We start from the raw sequence: 15,654 nt of genomic DNA, 5'->3' as shown, positions 1-15,654 counted from the left end.
GGACAAATGCTGTGAGGATTGCTATATGGCGGCTTCCTGCAATTTCCTTGCAACTCAAACTTAGAAAGGTGGTGAAAACCACATGCAGGTTAGTGTTCGCGACAACAATGTCGATCAGGCGCTTCGTGCCCTGAAGAAAAAGCTGCAGCGTGAAGGCGTATTCCGCGAAATGAAGCTCAAGCAACATTTCGAGAAGCCGTCCGAGAAAAAAGCGCGCGAGAAAGCTGAAGCGATCCGCCGTGCCCGGAAACTGGCGCGCAAGAAAGCCCAGCGCGAAGGGATGCTCTGAGCAGCCCCGGCTTTGGACACGAAAAGATACGGACCCCCGGGCTTACGCTTCGGGGGTTTTTCTTTGGCCAAAGTCTGGCGCCAGACGAAAAAAGGACCGGCCTCGCGACCGGTCCCTTGACACTGGCCAGACCCGAAGGGACCGGCCGGGATGTGCGAAACGCTTACTCGAAGCGGGCCTGGATGGCCTGACGCTTGTCGCCTTCGCTGTCTTCACCCGAAATGATGTTCAGGATGATGGCAACTTCCTCGTCACCGATGCGCGCCAGATCAGCGAGCGAGACGCTGGGGGCGTAGGCCTTGATCTTGGCGACGTTGGTTTCATTGACGAAATCCGAGGTCGCATTGGCATTCATCGCCATCGAGTCGTCAGCTTCGAACAGCGAACGCACGGTCGACGCCTTGTCACCGCCGGCATCACCCGAGTTGATGGTGTTCATGATGGTGGCGATCTTCTCGTTATCCATGTTCGCGAGATCGGCCATGGTGGCCTCGGGCACGTACTGCTGGATCGCCACCAGGTTGGCTTCGTTGGCGAAATCCGACGTGGTCGCGGACTCCGTATCGACATCGCTGGCGTCCATGAACAGGGCGCGTACGGTCGAAGCCTTGTCGCCGCCCGAGTCGCCCGAGCTGATCGCGTTCAGGATGACGCGGATTTCGGTATCGGACATGGCCTCAAGGTCGATCATGGTGGCTTCGGGCACGTATTGCTGGATTGCCAGCAGGTTCTGTTCGGTGGCCTCGATGGTCGCGGCATAGGCGCTGGTTGCACTGGCGATGGCGAGGGCGCTTGCAAAAATCATGCGTTTCATGTTTTGTCCTTTCGTTAAACGGCCGTGGGGGGCCGGCACTTGGTTACACGTTAGGTGACAGGTCACTGCCACCAGCACCAATCCAAGTGGCGCAGGTCGGCCCGGTCTCAATGGCGCGACCCGTAAATGCTGGTAAACAAGATGTTTGTTGCCGAGAGCGCTAATCACACTAGCAGCCGGCCCGGGCCCTCATGACCTCAGTTTCGCGCGCTCGCGGAGGCGCGACCTGTCCCGGCACGGAAGGAGGGTGTCGGGGGGGGAAACCCTTGCCTGAAAACGCGAAAACCGGCCACTGGGGCCGGTTTGAGGGGCTGTTCTGCCGGAGGGAGGTATCCGGCAGAACGGCTTTGGCAGCGGGCTCAGCCTGCGTTGTTGACCAGCGAGCGCACGGTCGAGGAGACTTCGCTGCGCGACTCGTCGGAGTTGATCGCGTTCAGGATCACCAGGATCTGGCGTTCGGAGAGCTGCGACAGGTCGGCGTCGGGGGCGTACTGGTGGATGGCCTGCGTCGCGACCGAGTTGGCAACGGTGGCAGCCGAAGCGGTGGTGGCGGCGCCGGCGAGGATCAGTGCGGTGATTGCGATGACGTTTTTCATGGTGGTTCCTAACTTTGGTTGTGCCCCGCGGGGCGATGTTGTCCGATGTCGGTGTTTGCCTCCGACACGAGTGAAATTGGGGCAGGCGGCGGCGAAGCTCAAATCACGCTCTGGGTCACGGCGGCTCACCGAAACGTGGACTTGAAACCGCGGGATTTGCGCCCAACCGGATGAAAACAGGTTGTTTTTCGAGATCGATTGATCCGGCGGCGCCGGGTGAGCTCGCGAGACGCCGCTGTCAAACCGGGCCCTGAGGGAGATCAACATTAATTGTGCGTTCATGCACGGGAAAAACTGAAACATCGCATCACGGCGCGGTGACGCGCAGCGACGGAAGCCCGATCCTGACCCGTATCATGCTGTCGGGGGGGCAGGATGCGTGGGGCGGGAAAATCGGGGTTGATTTCGGTTCGGGCCGGTAGTATCCGGTCACCCGGCCACAGGGGTATAGCTCAGCTGGTAGAGCGACGGTCTCCAAAACCGTAGGTCGCGGGTTCGAACCCTGCTGCCCCTGCCATTTCTCTCAAGTCAGGTCTGAATGTGCCCGGAGCGGCGCACACGCGCCGTGCTTCCTGTGCCATGATCCGCCTGGGTCGCGCTGGTTCTGCGCGAGCCAATGGCCCGCCGCCGACCCTTGGGTGGTCCGCTTGCACTCACTCCCGGCCGCCACTACGCTGAATTCCTGAGCAGCGCGAAGCAATTGCCCGGACAATGGCCTCTCAGGCCGGTCCGGGTTTCGCGCCGGAATTGACTCCACCCGGCCGGCGGGCGTCAAACTCGCAAGAGACTGACCGCCCCCGAGGTAACCAAGAGGAGATCACCTGCGCATGGCGTCCCCCTCCGCCACTTTCTCCACCCGACTGACCAAACTGGTCAAGGAGATCTACCCCGATCTCGATGCCCATATCCTGACGAGCCAGATCTTCGAGGCCTTCTGGCCCGAGGAGGCGCACCGCCGCAAGCGCGGGCGGGTGCCGTCGAACAAGCTCTGGTCGGAGCATGACGCGGTGCTGATCACCTATGGCAACTCGATCGTTGACGGCCAGCACAAGCCGCTCGACCTGCTGCATGATTTCCTGCTGCGCAAGATGAAGGGGGTGGTCAACGGCGTGCATATCCTGCCGTTCTTTCCCTATACCTCCGACGACGGCTTTGCCGTGACCGATTATCGCGCGGTCAACCCGGAGCTTGGCGGCTGGGCCGATATCCGGCGGATCGCCGACGAATTTCACCTGATGTCCGACCTGGTGCTCAACCATGTCTCGAGCCAGGGGCCGTGGTTCAATGCCTACCGGCAGGGGCAGGCGCCCTATGACCGCTACTTCTTTGAAGCCAGCCCCGAGGATGACCTGAACGAGGTGGTCCGGCCGCGCACCACGCCGCTTCTGCAGGAGATCGAGACGCCAAGCGGCCCGCGGCATGTCTGGTGCACCTTTTCGCATGACCAGGTCGACCTCGATTTCCGCAACCCCGAGGTGCTGATCGAGATGCTGCGGATCATCCGCATGCATATCGACAACGGCGTGCGCATCCTGAGGCTCGATGCGGTGGCATTCCTGTGGAAGGAGATCGGCACCTCCTGCATCCACCTGCGCCAGACCCATGCGGTGGTGCAGCTGATGCGGCTGCTGTGTGATTTCGCCACCGAGACGGTGGTGCTGCTGACCGAGACCAACGTGCCGCGGACCGAGAACCTGAGCTACCTCGGCAACCGCAACGAAGCGCATATGGTCTACAACTTCCCGCTGCCGCCGCTGATTCTGCATGCAATGCAATCTGGCAGCGTGCGCTACCTGCACCGCTGGCAGGCCGCGATGCCGCCGGCGCAGCTGGGCTGCGCCTATCTCAACTTCACCGCCAGCCATGACGGCATCGGCATGCGGCCGGCCGATGGTGTTCTGCCGGCGCAGGAAAAGGCGCGGATGATCGAGACGGTCGAGGCCGCCGGCGGGCTGGTCTCGATGCGCTCGTTGCCGGGCGGCGGGCAGGAGCCTTACGAGCTGAACTCCTCGTTCTTCGAGGCGATGCGGCGCACCTTCAAGGGCGAGGACGATCACCACATCGACCGTTTCCTCTCCTCGCAGACCATCGTGATGTCGCTCGAGGGCATTCCGGCGTTCTACATCCACTCGATGCTGGCCACGCCCAACGATCACGAGGCCGTAGAGCGGCGCGGCATGAACCGGGCGATCAACCGCCACCGCTGGGATTACCCGAGTCTGCTGGAGCGGCTGGAGGACCCCGAGAGCACCCAGTCCGAGGTGCTGCGGCGGATGTCCGAGCGGCTGAAGTTGCGCGCCCGGCAGCCGGCCTTTCACCCCAACGGCACGCAGTTCACCCTGACGCTGGACGAACGGATCTTCGGTCTCTGGCGGCAGAGCCTCGACCGGTCGCAATCGATCTTTGCCCTGCACAACGTCAGCGACGCGGACCTGCGGATCGCGCCCTCTTCGGTGAACCTGATCGAGGGCGAGACATGGCTCGACCTTCTGGCCGGCGAGGAGATCGACGCCACAGGCGAGGAGATCGTCTTTGCGCCTTACCAGTGCCGCTGGATCACCAACCGCTGGTGATCCGGGCGCTGATCTGGCCCTAGCTCACGTCGAACTCCGCCTCGTCGGCCGAGACCGCGCTGCGCAGGTCGGCGAGGAACTTGGGATCGGCCGCATGCACCCGGTGCCAGGTCGGGATGAACGGCGTCTCTCGCGGGTTGTCGAGGAACACCTGACCGGCCGAGATGATGTTCTCGGCAAAGAGCTCGATGCTCTTTTCCTCGCGGTGGCGGTCGAACTTCAGCCCGTTCATCGCCGCGTCATTGGCATAGCCGTCGAGCAGATCGAGCGCGGTGCGGTAGTAGGTGGCCTTGAGCGTGCGGAAGACATTCGGCGTGAACACCGTGCCATCGGCGGCCAGCTTGCGGAAGATCGCCTTGCAAATGTCGGTCGACATGCGGCTGAGGCCCTTGGAGGCATCCTCGGGCGAGAGGTCCTGGTGCTTGTGGTCATAGGCGTCCGAGATCTCCACCTGGCAGACCGATTTCGGCGCCAGGTTGCGCCAGGCCTCTGACAGGGTGCCGATCTCCAGCCCCCAGTCCGAGGGAATGCGCAGGTCGGGCAGGATCGGCGTGCGCATGGCGAACTCGCCCGACAGCGGATAGCGGAAGCTGCGCAGGTAATCGATGTAATCGCGGTCGCCGATCACCTTCTTCAGCGCGATCAGAATCGGCGAGACCAGGAGCCGCGTGACCCGACCGTTCAGCTTGTCATCGCCGATCCGCGGGTAATAGCCCTTGGACATCTGGTAGGGAAACGACGGGTTGGCGACCGGGTAGACCAGCCGCGCCAGCATCTCGCGCTCGTAGGTCAGGATATCGCAGTCGTGCAGCGCCAGCACCGCACTGTCGGCGCAGGCGATCAGGTAGCCGATCGAGGACCAGACGTTCTTGCCCTTGCCCTGCTCCTGCGGCGCAAGGCCCAGCGCTTCGAGCCGGTCGTTCAGCGCCTGCATCCGGGGGCTGTCGTTCCAGATCACCGTGTGGGTCTGCGGCAGCCGGTCAAAGAACTTGCGGGCGTGGCGGTACTCGGCCTCGTTGGCCCGGTCGAGCCCGACGATGATCCGGTGCAGATAGGGCACGTGCGACAGCTCGTCGAGGATGTTGGGCAGCGCCTCGCCCTCGAGCTCGGAGAACAGCGACGGCAGGATCAGCGAGATCCGCCGGGTCTGGGCATAGGTGGTCAGCTCGTATTCCAGGTCATCCAGCTCGCGGGTGCGCAGGTTGTGGAGCGTGGTGATATTGCCGTTCTGGTGGAAGTCAGCCATCGGAAGGCGCCTTTTTGTTATGCGTCAGGTCTTGTACTAGGGCCAGCACGGCGGTGTTCCAGCCCTCGGGGCCCGGCTTTTCGGCGCGTGTCACCCGGCCGGCGGCTTCGCCGGGCAGTCGGGGCAGGGGGCGGCTGTGCGGATTAGGGATGATGACGCCGCGAGAGGCGGTTTTCAGCATCTCGACGTCATTGGGCGCATCGCCGAGCGCCAGGGTCACGCGCGGCGCGTAACGGGTGATCAGCGCCGCCATCTGGTCTGCCTTTGTCTGGCCACGAGAGAAAGTGAGGAAGCGGCCACCGCGGCGGGCATGCAGCCCGGTGTCGCGGGCGGCGGCGAGGAAACTCTCCAGTGCGCCCGGGCTGCCGGTCCAGCGCCCCGGCTCGGAAAAGGCGCGGCGGCGTGCCAGCGCGGCCTGTTCCAGCGAAAGACCGGTGATGCCGGCGACCCCCGCGTCGCTCATGTCGCCGAACCCCTCGAAGGCTCCGACCGCCTGCGGCAAGGCCTTGAGCGCCCTGCGGATGGCGCGATAGGCGCTGTCGTCGGTGTCGGCCTCGGCGCCGGCCTCGAGCAGCCCGGCGCCGTTCTCGACGATCGCGGGCCAGTCGGTCAGGCCCAGCTCGCGGCGCAGCGGCGCCACCTCGGCGGCGGTCTTGCTGGTGGCAAGCACAACGCCCGCACCGAACGCCTCCAGCGCTTGCAGTGCCGGACGGGCCAGGGAATAGGAATAGCTGTCGTGGTCGAGCAGCGTGCCGTCGAGATCGGTGAAGACCAGGAGGGGAAGCGGATGTGTCATGCCCAAAGACTAGGCAGACCGACGCCGGGGTTCCAAGAGCCGGCGCGCGCAACTGACGCGTAAATAACACCCGTCGCCCAAAAAACCGGCAGCGGCTTTGGCAAAGCCGGCGTGCCGGACCTTGAAATCCGCCACCGTCCCGCGTAAATCGCCCTCTGACCCTTGCAAGGACAGACCACATGGCAATGACCAACCCCCTTCAGTTCATCCAGCAGGTGCGCGCCGAGATCGCCAAGGTCGTCTGGCCAACCCGCCGCGAAGTTCTGCTGACCACGGTGATGGTGTTCATCATGGCAACCCTGACGGCGATCTTCTTTGCCATCGTCGACCTGCTGATCCGCGGCGGGCTTCAGGCTGTCCTGAACATGTTCGGCTGACAGGCCAGTCCCGCGCCGCGGCCGGGGCGTCGTGTCGCACGCGGGTCCTGACGCCCGGCGGCGGCTGTTGATATCCCCGCAGTTGATATCCCACAGGTCGAGGAGGCCGCGATGGCTGATCTGAAAAGTTCCGAGACGCGCAATCTCGAGCATTACCGCGAGATCCACCGCACCGATCCGCGCTATGGACGCTCGTCGCAGAAGCTCGTCGGCCTGATCGCCGACGCGGTGCGTGCCGGTCAGGCCACGACGCCGGGCTGGCAGCCGAAGACGCTGCTGGATTTCGGCTGCGGCAAGTCGCAGGCGGCCGAGCGGGTCGCCAAGAAGCTGGGGCTGACACATTACCTCTACGATCCGGCGATTCCCGGCCGTGAGGTGCTGCCGGTGGCGCAGGCCGACATCGTGATGAACACCGACGTGCTCGAGCATCTCGACGAGCGCGAGGTTGACCTGCTGATCGGCGACGTCCGCGGGCTGACCGATCACGCCTACTTCAACATCGCCACCGCGCCCGCCTCCAAGGTGCTCGACAGCGGCGAGAATGCCCATGCCACGGTGCAGCCGCCGGAGTGGTGGCAGGCCCGTATCGCGGCGCATTTCCCGACCGTGGTGCGGCTTCCCGCGGCCAAGAACCGGGTGAGCTTTGCCACCTGGCCGATCTCGGACACGGCGATGCGCCGGGTGGTGGCCGGCGACATGTGGCGCCGCAAGGACCGGGTCAAGGCGATCCTCTATCGGCTCGGGCTGGGCTAAGACCCCCTTGAATTCGCGGCGGTGTGGCAGTAAACAGCCGCCATCCCAAGACATCTGGCGCGTGGCGATTCGGTTCACGCGCCGATTTTTTGTTTCCGGGACTCATGCCGGGCTTGGCCCGCGCATCGCATAAAAACGCTTTCGGTCGGGCAGGCCGGGTCAACGCAAGGTGAGCGCCAGATGGCAAAACGGTGGTATTCGGTCAGCGTCCTCTCGAACTTCGAGAAGAAGATTGCCGAACAGATCAAGACAGCGGTGGAAGAGCAGGGACTCGAGGATCAGATCGAAGAGGTCCTGGTGCCCACCGAAGAGGTGATCGAGGTCCGCCGTGGCAAGAAGGTCTCGACCGAGCGCCGCTTCATGCCGGGCTACGTGCTGGTGCGGATGGAGATGTCGGATCAGGGCTATCACCTGATCAACTCGATCAACCGCGTCACCGGGTTCCTCGGTCCGCAGGGTCGGCCGATGCCGATGCGCGACGCCGAGGTCGAGGCGATCCTCGGCCGCGTCGCCGAGGGCGAAGAGACGCCGCGCACGCTGATCCACTTCGAAGTGGGCGAGAAGGTCAAGGTCTCCGACGGGCCGTTCGAGGATTTCGACGGCATGATCGAAGAGGTCGACGAGGACAACCAGCGCCTCAAGGTCTCGGTCTCGATCTTCGGTCGCGAGACACCGGTGGAACTGGAATTCACTCAGGTCGCCAAGCAGGGCTGAGGGAACGGTGGGTTGAGAAACCCACCCTACGGGCCGAAAGGTCCGTTTCGTTCGTGGGGGGTGAGGGCACGCGTGCCGGAGCCACACCACGCTAGCAAGAGGCCGGAACGCGTTCCGGTTTTCGTAGGGTGGGTTTTCAACCCACCGATGACACAGGAGAAGGCCCATGGCCAAGAAGCTCGTCGGCAGCATGAAGCTGCAGGTGCCCGCAGGGCAAGCCAACCCGTCGCCGCCCGTCGGCCCCGCGCTCGGTCAGCGCGGCATCAACATCATGGAATTCTGCAAGGCGTTCAACGCCAAGACGCAGGACATGGAGCAGGGCGCGCCTTGCCCGACCGTGATCACCTACTATCAGGACAAGTCCTTCACCATGGACATCAAGACGCCGCCCGCGTCTTACTACCTGAAGAAGGCCGCCAAGCTGAAATCCGGCGCCAAGACCCCCTCGCGCGAAACCGTGGGCTCGGTCACCGTCAAGCAGGTGCGTGAAATCGCCGAAGCGAAGATGAAGGACCTCAACGCCAACGATATCGAAGCGGCGATGAAGATCATTGTTGGCTCTGCCAACTCCATGGGCATCGAGGTGAAGTAAGATGGCGAAACTCGGAAAACGCACCCGCGCCGCTCGTGACGCCTTTGCCGGCAAAGAGAACGTCTCGGTCGAAGAGGCCGTTGAACTGATCAAGTCCAGCGCCAACGCGAAATTCGACGAAACCGTCGAGATCGCCGTCAACCTCGGCGTCGACCCGCGCCACGCCGACCAGATGGTCCGCGGCGTCGTCGGTCTGCCGAACGGCACCGGCAAGACCGTGCGCGTCGCCGTCTTTGCCCGTGGCGCCAAGGCAGAAGAAGCCGAAGCCGCAGGCGCCGACATCGTCGGTGCAGAGGACCTGATGGAAACCGTGCAGAGCGGCAAGATCGAGTTCGATCGCTGCATTGCCACCCCCGACATGATGCCGATCGTCGGCCGTCTGGGCAAGGTTCTGGGTCCGCGCAACCTGATGCCGAACCCCAAGGTCGGCACCGTGACCATGGATGTCGCCGAAGCGGTGAAATCCGCCAAGGGCGGTCAGGTCCAGTTCAAGGTCGAGAAGGCCGGTGTGGTGCACGCAGGTGTCGGCAAAGCTTCCTTCGACGCCGAGAAACTGGCCGAGAATGTGCGCGCCTTCATCGGTGCCGTGTCCAAGGCCAAGCCCTCGGGCGCCAAGGGCACCTACATGAAGAAGATCTCGCTCAGCTCGACCATGGGCCCGGGCGTCTCGGTCGCAGTGGACTCGGCCAACGCCGAGTGAACCGTGTCGAAATTGAAGGAAAAACGCGTCCCTCGGGGCGCGTTTTTTCGTTTGCGGGAAGGGTTTCTTAGGCATTTGGGCACATCCTGCCAGCGATTTCGACGCCGGCGAGAGAGAGGTGCCCCATGTTATCGAAGGTTCTGACAACCCTGTTTCTGTCTATGGCCTGCGCCGTGCCCGTTGCCGCGGCCGGGCTTGCGGCACCCGAAGGGCGGGTGCTGCTGACCGTCTCGGGCGCGATCGGTGCGATGAATGCCGAGGATGCCGCCCGGTTCGACCGCGCCATGCTCGAAGCGCTGGAGTGGCGCGAGGTCGAGACCTTCACGTCTTTCACCGAAGGACCACAGGTCTTTGCCGGGCCGACGCTGGCCTCGCTGCTCGACGCGGTACAGGCCGATGGCGGCACCCTGACAGTGACGGCGCTCAATGACTACGCGGTCACCTTTCCCGCCGAGATGGCGTCGGAGCATGCGGTGCTGCTGGCAATGGATCATTCGGGCCGGCCGATGCGCATCCGCGAGAAGGGGCCGATCTGGATCGTCTTTCCGTTGAGCGAGGCCGAGGCCGCCTCGGCGCCCTTCGACAACCAGATGGTCTGGCAACTGGCAAAGATCCACGTGGGCCCGTGACCCGGCCTGGCCGTGTCTGGGGCGCACTGGTCGAGAACGGCCGCAGCATCCGTGCCATCGTGGCGGTGGCGGTGATCGTCGCCCTGGCCGTGTTGTTCGAGGTGCAGCAATCCGAGATGAGCCGGACCCGGGAACGGGCGATGGACCGGGTCTCGGCCACGTCCTGGAAGGTCAGCGAGCTGGTGTTCGAGACCCTGCGCTTCTCGATGGCGCTGCGGCTGCATGCCAGCGGCGAGGTCACGCGCGAAGAGGTCGAGTTCAGCTTCGAGCTGTTGTGGAGCCGGATCGACGTGGTCGCCAATACGCCGGTGGCCGACACGCAGGAGATCCGCCAGATCCTGACCCGGTTCCGCGCAATGATGTCGGACCAGGAGGCGATGATCTTCGACCGGCCGCTGATCCCGCCGCGGATGGCGGTCAGCCTGGCCCACGAGATGTCCGGGATCGCCCGCGAGCTGCGGGTGGTCTGGCTCGGCACCTTTCAGAACGGAAGCTTTGCCGATCTGACCCTGCGCAACCTTGCCGACCCCGGATCGGAACGGCTGCAGAGCCTTATCGTCGGGCTGATCTGCGTGCTGGTCGCCTATGTCATCGCCGAGATCATCTATGGCGGCGTGGCGCAGCAGCGCGAGATGCGGCTGCGCAAGGCGGCGGCCCAGGCGAGCGAGGCCAAGACCCGTTTTCTGGCCAATGTCAGCCATGAGATCCGCACGCCGCTGGACGGCATCCTCGGCATGACCGGCGAACTGTCCGAAACCCGGCTCGACGCGGATCAGATTGCCTGCCTCGGGGTGATCCGGCAATCCGGCGAGGTGCTGCTCAACACGCTCAACGACGTGCTGGACCTGGCCAAGGTCGAGGCCGGCGAACTGGTGATCGAGCGGCGGCCCTTCGATCTGGCGCAGGCGATCGGCGTGGCCCATGCGCTCTATCAATCCACCGCGCGCGACAAGGGCTTGCAGTTTGGCACCGAGATTGCGCCGGACCTGCCGCAAATGGTGCTGGGCGATGACACGCGGCTGCGGCAAGTGTTGCACAACCTGATCAGCAACGGGCTGAAGTTCACCGCCGAGGGCGAGGTTCGGGTGCGCGCCGAACCTGTGCCGGGCAGCGCCCGGATCCGCATCTCGGTGACCGACACCGGGCCGGGCATCGCGCCAGAGGCGCAGGCGATGATCTTTCGGCCCTTTACCCAGGCGGATGCCAGCATCACCCGCAAGCATGGCGGCACCGGCCTCGGTCTCTCGGTCTCGCGGCAATTGGTCAGGTCGATGGGCGGCGAGCTTCGGCTGCAGAGCGCGGCTGGCGCCGGTGCGACCTTCTGGTTCGATCTCGACCTGCCGGCGGTCGCGCCGATCCCGCCCGCCGCCGCCGTGGTGGACAGGGTGCCAGACCCGCCCGAGGCGGATGGGTTGCGGATCCTCGTGGTGGACGACAACGCCACCAACCGCCTGTTGCTGCGGCGCTATCTCAGACAGGTGGCGTGCCATGTGGCCGAGGCCTGCGACGGGGCCGAGGCGGTGACAGCGGTCTCTGGCGCGCGGTTCGACGTGGTGCTGATGGACATCCAGATGCCGGTGATGGACGGCATCGAGGCGACCCGCCGGATCCGCCGGCGCGAGGCCGCAGAGGGGCAGCGGCCGGTGCGGATCATCGCGGTGACCGCCAACATCATGGAGCATCAGAGCCGCGGCTACCTGGAGGAGGGAATGGATGATGTGATCGGCAAGCCGGTGTCGAAAAAGCGGCTGCTGGCCAAGCTGGAGCCGCAGGTCGGTGAAAGCGCCATCGCCGGCGCCGCCTGAGGTGTCAGGCCGGTGACAGAGCGGAGGCAGGCATGCGGTGAGTGACAAGAAAGGGGCGCCCCGAAAGGCGCCCCCGGTCCCGCAATGGCGCGCGGTTCAGTCGCCAAGCACCTCAAGCGTCACCCGGGTGAAATCGAGCCCGTTGTCGGCCTCGCCCGGGGTCTTGGAGGCGCCAAAGGTCTTGGAGTTGACGTGAAACGCCAGCATTCCGACGGTCTCGAGCGTGCTGTCCGGGTCCTGCTGGCTGAAGCTGCTGAGCACCGCGCCATCCTGCATCAGCGCGCCGGTGATTTCGACACCTTCGTCCAGCCGGGTCACAGCGATCGTGCCGGTGTAGCTCTGGCTCGGCGCGAAGTTGTAGCTCTCACCGCCTTCGCCCAGCCTGTCCCAGGCGTCGAGCCCGCCAAGCAAACGGCCGAGCGCCGTGTCATTGTGCCGGCGGATCTCGATATTGGCAGCCGATGCCGTGTTGACGTCATAGGCGACCAGATAACCCGGCAGCGTGTCATAGGCCGCATTCGGGCTCTTGGACGAGGCCGAGAGATCGCCATCGAGCTCGGCCCGCCCGAGAGTGTCAAACAGGCCGACACGAAAGGCCGCGCCGCGGTCCTCGCCGATGGTCTGCGGGGTCTCGAAGGTGAAGCTGGCCTTCAGGGTCTGGCCAACAGCCAGCTCTTGCGGCGCAAAGGTGGTGCGGATACCGCGCCCGGAGCCGCCAGAGACAAGGCCGAGACGGCCCTCGGTGACCTCGATCGAGCTGCTGTTGGAGGTGGTCCACCAGTTGGCGTCCTGGGCGTCGGCACCGTCATCACGGCTGCCATCGGCGAAACTGTCGTCGAAGACGATCCCGGCAGTGGCGGGCACGGGCTGGGCCGGGGCGGCGGCTTCGGTCGCATTGCCCAGCGCCGGGCCTTCGGCCGGGGGCGTGTCGTGCGAATAGTCCAGCTCGTAGAAGATCACCCGGTCGAAATCGGTCTCGGGCGCCGGGCTGGTGTTGTTGCCGGTATAGGCGCCGGCCTTGAAGAACATGAACTCGTCTTCCACCGAAAAGCCGCTGTCGCGCATGTCGAAGGGCTCGGCCACCACCTCGGAGCCATCGTCGCGGATGATCTTGAGGTGCAGCATCGGGATGATCGCGTCACCCTCGGGCTTGCCCTTGACCTCGATCTCGTAGGTGAAGATCTCGTCAAGCGCGATGCCGTCCTCGGGGTTGGCGATGCGGTCACCGCGGCTGCCGATCACGTCGACCCAGGCCTCCTTGCCGACCTCGGGGTCGTGGGCGAAGTAGAGCGAGCCGTATTTGTTCTGCGGCAGCTTGCGGTAATAGAGCCGGATCGGCTCGTCGTTCTTGGCGTGGATCTGGCCGATCACCACCCGGCCGACCTGATAGGCCTTGCCCTGGCGGGTGACCTGGTTGACCGAGAGCGTGGCGCGCAGCTTGCCGTCGACACCGCCCGAGGCGGCCTGGGCCGAGAGCGGCGCAGAGGAGAACACCCAGTTGTTCTTGTTGGGATATCCGCCCTCGACCCGGGTCTCGATCGAATAGTCGCCACGGCGCAGCATGCCGCGCAGCTCCGAGCGGGTGTAGCTGGTGTTGGCAGATGTCTTGGCACCCGCGGGCGTGACGCGGAACACCATGCCGCCGGTTGCGGGATCGGTGTAGAAGTAGCGCGGATCGGTCCAGCCGGCGGCGAGTTCGTTTTCATAGACGCTGTCGGAGATGCCGTCGCCATCATCGTCGGCCGGCGTGGTCATGTACCAGCCGCTCAGGTCGAAGTTCTCGCCCGGTGTCTTTTCCGGGTCGAGACCGAAGAGCCCGGGGCCTTGACGCTCGGTCAGGACCGGCTGGTCGGGTTTCTCGACCGCCACGCCGCAGCCGCGCGCCTCGACCTCGACGATGCTGTTCCAGTCGTTGGCCTCGTTGCCATTGGCCAGGATGCGCAGGTACTGCGCCCGCACCGGGTCGATCTCGTAGCTTTCCAGCTCGGTCGTGGTGCCGCCGGACTGGCGGGGGGCGATCACCGTCTGAAAGGTTTCGCCATCGGCCGAGGTTTCGACCTCGAACTGCGATTTCCGGCTGTCGCCGTTATACCAGGCGATGGCCAGCGATTTCAGCGTCTGCTCGGCGCCGAGATCGAGGGTCAGCGCCTTGGGCGTGCCCTGGCCCTGGTTCGACCAGCGCGAATCCGGGTCGAGATTGCCGTCGATGCTGTTCTGCGGCCCGTGGGTCTCTTCGTAGAGACCGTCATCGACCGCCGAAATGATTGTCAGGGGGCCGCTGTCGTCGCAGGCGGTATTGGCATGGACCTGCGATCCGAGAAGGCTCGCCGTGGCGGCCAGGATCGTGTTCCGAAGAAGGTGGTTCACAGTGTTCTCCCAAATGCTGTGATCGCGATGGCAGTGCCATCTGGGATACTAGACTACCGGGAGTCGCGCCGGCGCGCCAGCGTTTTCTGGTGTCTCGACCGGCCGGCGGGGCAGGGCGGCCATCTCCCCCTTGATCCCGGGCGCGATCCGGCTTAGGCCACGCTCCTGTACCGCGGGTCCGATTCGGGCGCGTGGTGCATTTCGTCCGAGACGGTGGGTGGGGCCCTTGCCCCTTAATCTCCTGCCTGAGACGGGAAGAGACCAGATTGGCCGAGGGCTTTGCACCTCGGGCGCTCTTGGCGGACCCCCGTAAAATGGACCTGAACGTCGGGCGTCATGCCCGGCAGAACGAGCCGGGGGGCAACCCCCAAAATTGGAGTGAAACTGTGGATAGAGCCCAGAAAGAGAAATTGGTCGACGAACTCGGCCAGATCTTCGAAAGCTCTGGCGTCGTGGTGGTATCCCACTACGAAGGTCTCACGGTTGCCGAGATGCAAGACCTCCGCTCGCGTGCGCGCGATGCGGGTGGTGCTGTGCGTGTCGCCAAGAACAGGCTCGCCAAGATCGCCCTTGAGGGAAAGCCCTGCGCAAGCATTGCCGACTTCCTTACGGGCATGACCGTGCTCACCTATTCCGAGGACCCCGTGGCAGCAGCCAAGGTGGCCGAGGACTTCGCCAAGGACAACAAGAAGTTCGAAATCCTTGGCGGGGCAATGGGTGAAAACGCTCTGGACCGGGCCGGTGTCGAGGCCGTGTCGAAAATGCCGTCGCGTGATGAGCTTATTGCTACCATCGCGGGCATGATCGGCGCCCCTGCCTCGAACATCGCCGGTGCCATTGGCGCACCTGCTTCGAACATCGCTTCCATCCTCTCGACCATCGAGGAAAAGGCCGAAGCGGCGTAAGGCAAACCGAGACGACTTTCGTGGGGCATGCGCCCACACGTTGGAACACATCTAGATACGGAAAGAGTCGAAAATGGCTGATCTGAAAAAACTGGCAGAAGAGATCGTTGGTCTGACCCTGCTGGAAGCACAAGAACTGAAAACCATCCTCAAAGACGAGTATGGCATCGAGCCCGCCGCCGGCGGCGCAGTGATGATGGCTGGTCCGGCAGATGCCGGTGGCGAAGCTGCTGAAGAGCAGACTGAATTTGACGTGATCCTCAAGTCCGCTGGCGACAAGAAGATCAACGTCATCAAAGAAGTCCGCGGCATCACCGGCCTGGGCCTCAAAGAAGCCAAAGAGCTGGTCGAAGCTGGCGGCAAAGCCGTCAAAGAGCAGGTTTCGAAAGAAGAAGCCGAAGAGATCAAAGGCAAGCTGGAAGCAGCTGGCGCCGAAGTCGAGCTCAAGTGATTTCGCGCTCCGCGCAAGGGGCATCCCGGACCTGATCCGGGGTCTCC

Annotated in this window: 16 protein-coding genes and 1 tRNA gene; 12 read left to right on the top strand and 5 right to left on the bottom strand. The window is 64.3% G+C overall.

Annotation, left to right across the window (positions count from 1 at the left end):
* The first annotated feature begins 82 nt into the window (after positions 1-82).
* Positions 83-289, top strand: coding sequence for a 30S ribosomal protein S21 (rpsU, locus tag VOI27_RS19025; RefSeq protein ID WP_008207378.1), 207 nt, complete (start codon positions 83-85; stop codon positions 287-289).
* 163 nt (positions 290-452) lie between these two features.
* On the opposite strand, the gene VOI27_RS19020 is transcribed toward rpsU, so the two are convergent.
* Positions 453-1,103, bottom strand: a complete 651-nt coding sequence (locus VOI27_RS19020) for a hypothetical protein (protein WP_323767460.1) — start codon at positions 1,101-1,103, stop codon at positions 453-455.
* Between the two features lie 359 nt (positions 1,104-1,462).
* Entirely contained in the window at positions 1,463-1,699 is a 237-nt protein-coding gene (locus VOI27_RS19015; RefSeq protein ID WP_323767458.1) for a hypothetical protein, read from the bottom strand.
* A gap of 441 nt (positions 1,700-2,140) precedes the next feature.
* Here VOI27_RS19015 and VOI27_RS19010 point away from each other — a divergent pair.
* Positions 2,141-2,216 (top strand) — tRNA-Trp (locus VOI27_RS19010).
* Between the two features lie 310 nt (positions 2,217-2,526).
* Entirely contained in the window at positions 2,527-4,272 is a 1,746-nt protein-coding gene (locus tag VOI27_RS19005) for a sugar phosphorylase (protein WP_323767456.1), read from the top strand.
* A 19-nt stretch (positions 4,273-4,291) separates the two neighbouring features.
* Here VOI27_RS19005 and VOI27_RS19000 read toward each other — a convergent pair whose 3' ends face one another.
* On the bottom strand, positions 4,292-5,518 hold the full coding sequence (locus VOI27_RS19000) for a glycosyl transferase (RefSeq protein ID WP_323767454.1): 1,227 nt from the start codon (positions 5,516-5,518) through the stop codon (positions 4,292-4,294).
* Complete coding sequence (locus tag VOI27_RS18995) at positions 5,511-6,314, bottom strand: HAD-IIB family hydrolase (protein WP_323767452.1); 804 nt, start codon at positions 6,312-6,314, stop codon at positions 5,511-5,513. The genes VOI27_RS19000 and VOI27_RS18995 overlap by 8 nt, the downstream gene beginning before the upstream one ends.
* Positions 6,315-6,493: 179 nt before the next feature.
* On the opposite strand from VOI27_RS18995, the gene secE reads away from it, so the two are divergent.
* From secE to VOI27_RS18960, 7 genes are all read left to right on the top strand, one after another.
* A complete protein-coding gene (gene secE, locus VOI27_RS18990; RefSeq protein ID WP_048532958.1) occupies positions 6,494-6,691 on the top strand; it encodes a preprotein translocase subunit SecE in 198 nt (65 codons plus the stop codon).
* Between the two features lie 111 nt (positions 6,692-6,802).
* On the top strand, positions 6,803-7,444 hold the full coding sequence (locus VOI27_RS18985) for a hypothetical protein (RefSeq protein WP_323767449.1): 642 nt from the start codon (positions 6,803-6,805) through the stop codon (positions 7,442-7,444).
* A 180-nt stretch (positions 7,445-7,624) separates the two neighbouring features.
* Positions 7,625-8,158, top strand: a complete 534-nt coding sequence (gene nusG, locus VOI27_RS18980) for a transcription termination/antitermination protein NusG (protein ID WP_323767447.1) — start codon at positions 7,625-7,627, stop codon at positions 8,156-8,158.
* Positions 8,159-8,324: 166 nt separating this feature from the next.
* Complete coding sequence (gene rplK, locus VOI27_RS18975; RefSeq protein ID WP_323767445.1) at positions 8,325-8,750, top strand: 50S ribosomal protein L11; 426 nt, start codon at positions 8,325-8,327, stop codon at positions 8,748-8,750.
* 1 nt (position 8,751) lies between these two features.
* Positions 8,752-9,450 (top strand): 50S ribosomal protein L1, encoded by a 699-nt coding sequence (gene rplA, locus VOI27_RS18970; protein WP_323767443.1) that lies wholly within the window; start codon positions 8,752-8,754, stop codon positions 9,448-9,450.
* Positions 9,451-9,575: 125 nt separating this feature from the next.
* Entirely contained in the window at positions 9,576-10,079 is a 504-nt protein-coding gene (locus VOI27_RS18965) for an oxidoreductase (protein ID WP_323767441.1), read from the top strand.
* Entirely contained in the window at positions 10,076-11,884 is a 1,809-nt protein-coding gene (locus VOI27_RS18960; protein WP_323767439.1) for an ATP-binding protein, read from the top strand. The genes VOI27_RS18965 and VOI27_RS18960 overlap by 4 nt, the downstream gene beginning before the upstream one ends.
* 96 nt (positions 11,885-11,980) lie before the next feature.
* On the opposite strand, the gene VOI27_RS18955 is transcribed toward VOI27_RS18960, so the two are convergent.
* Positions 11,981-14,251 (bottom strand): polysaccharide lyase family 7 protein, encoded by a 2,271-nt coding sequence (locus VOI27_RS18955; protein ID WP_323767437.1) that lies wholly within the window; start codon positions 14,249-14,251, stop codon positions 11,981-11,983.
* 386 nt (positions 14,252-14,637) lie between these two features.
* Between VOI27_RS18955 and rplJ the strand changes: the two genes are divergently transcribed.
* Positions 14,638-15,156, top strand: coding sequence for a 50S ribosomal protein L10 (gene rplJ, locus VOI27_RS18950; protein ID WP_323767509.1), 519 nt, complete (start codon positions 14,638-14,640; stop codon positions 15,154-15,156).
* Between the two features lie 73 nt (positions 15,157-15,229).
* Complete coding sequence (gene rplL / locus VOI27_RS18945; protein WP_323767435.1) at positions 15,230-15,607, top strand: 50S ribosomal protein L7/L12; 378 nt, start codon at positions 15,230-15,232, stop codon at positions 15,605-15,607.
* The last annotated feature ends 47 nt before the right edge of the window (positions 15,608-15,654 follow it).

The organism is Marinovum sp., from assembly GCF_034669705.1.
Taxonomy (GTDB): domain Bacteria; phylum Pseudomonadota; class Alphaproteobacteria; order Rhodobacterales; family Rhodobacteraceae; genus Marinovum.
The sequence above is the reverse complement of the archived record's forward strand: the minus strand, read 5'-3'. Positions and strand labels throughout refer to the sequence as shown.

Excerpts from the sequence above, each read along its gene's own strand:
- rpsU (WP_008207378.1), top strand. The coding sequence starts at position 83 with ATGCAGGTTAGTGTTCGCGACAACAATGTCGATCAGGCGCTTCGTGCC.
- VOI27_RS19020 (WP_323767460.1), bottom strand. The coding sequence starts at position 1,103 with ATGAAACGCATGATTTTTGCAAGCGCCCTCGCCATCGCCAGTGCAACC.
- VOI27_RS19015 (WP_323767458.1), bottom strand. The coding sequence starts at position 1,699 with ATGAAAAACGTCATCGCAATCACCGCACTGATCCTCGCCGGCGCCGCC.
- VOI27_RS19005 (WP_323767456.1), top strand. The coding sequence starts at position 2,527 with ATGGCGTCCCCCTCCGCCACTTTCTCCACCCGACTGACCAAACTGGTC.
- VOI27_RS19000 (WP_323767454.1), bottom strand. The coding sequence starts at position 5,518 with ATGGCTGACTTCCACCAGAACGGCAATATCACCACGCTCCACAACCTG.
- VOI27_RS18995 (WP_323767452.1), bottom strand. The coding sequence starts at position 6,314 with ATGACACATCCGCTTCCCCTCCTGGTCTTCACCGATCTCGACGGCACG.
- secE (WP_048532958.1), top strand. The coding sequence starts at position 6,494 with ATGGCAATGACCAACCCCCTTCAGTTCATCCAGCAGGTGCGCGCCGAG.
- VOI27_RS18985 (WP_323767449.1), top strand. The coding sequence starts at position 6,803 with ATGGCTGATCTGAAAAGTTCCGAGACGCGCAATCTCGAGCATTACCGC.
- nusG (WP_323767447.1), top strand. The coding sequence starts at position 7,625 with ATGGCAAAACGGTGGTATTCGGTCAGCGTCCTCTCGAACTTCGAGAAG.
- rplK (WP_323767445.1), top strand. The coding sequence starts at position 8,325 with ATGGCCAAGAAGCTCGTCGGCAGCATGAAGCTGCAGGTGCCCGCAGGG.
- rplA (WP_323767443.1), top strand. The coding sequence starts at position 8,752 with ATGGCGAAACTCGGAAAACGCACCCGCGCCGCTCGTGACGCCTTTGCC.
- VOI27_RS18965 (WP_323767441.1), top strand. The coding sequence starts at position 9,576 with ATGTTATCGAAGGTTCTGACAACCCTGTTTCTGTCTATGGCCTGCGCC.
- rplL (WP_323767435.1), top strand. The coding sequence starts at position 15,230 with ATGGCTGATCTGAAAAAACTGGCAGAAGAGATCGTTGGTCTGACCCTG.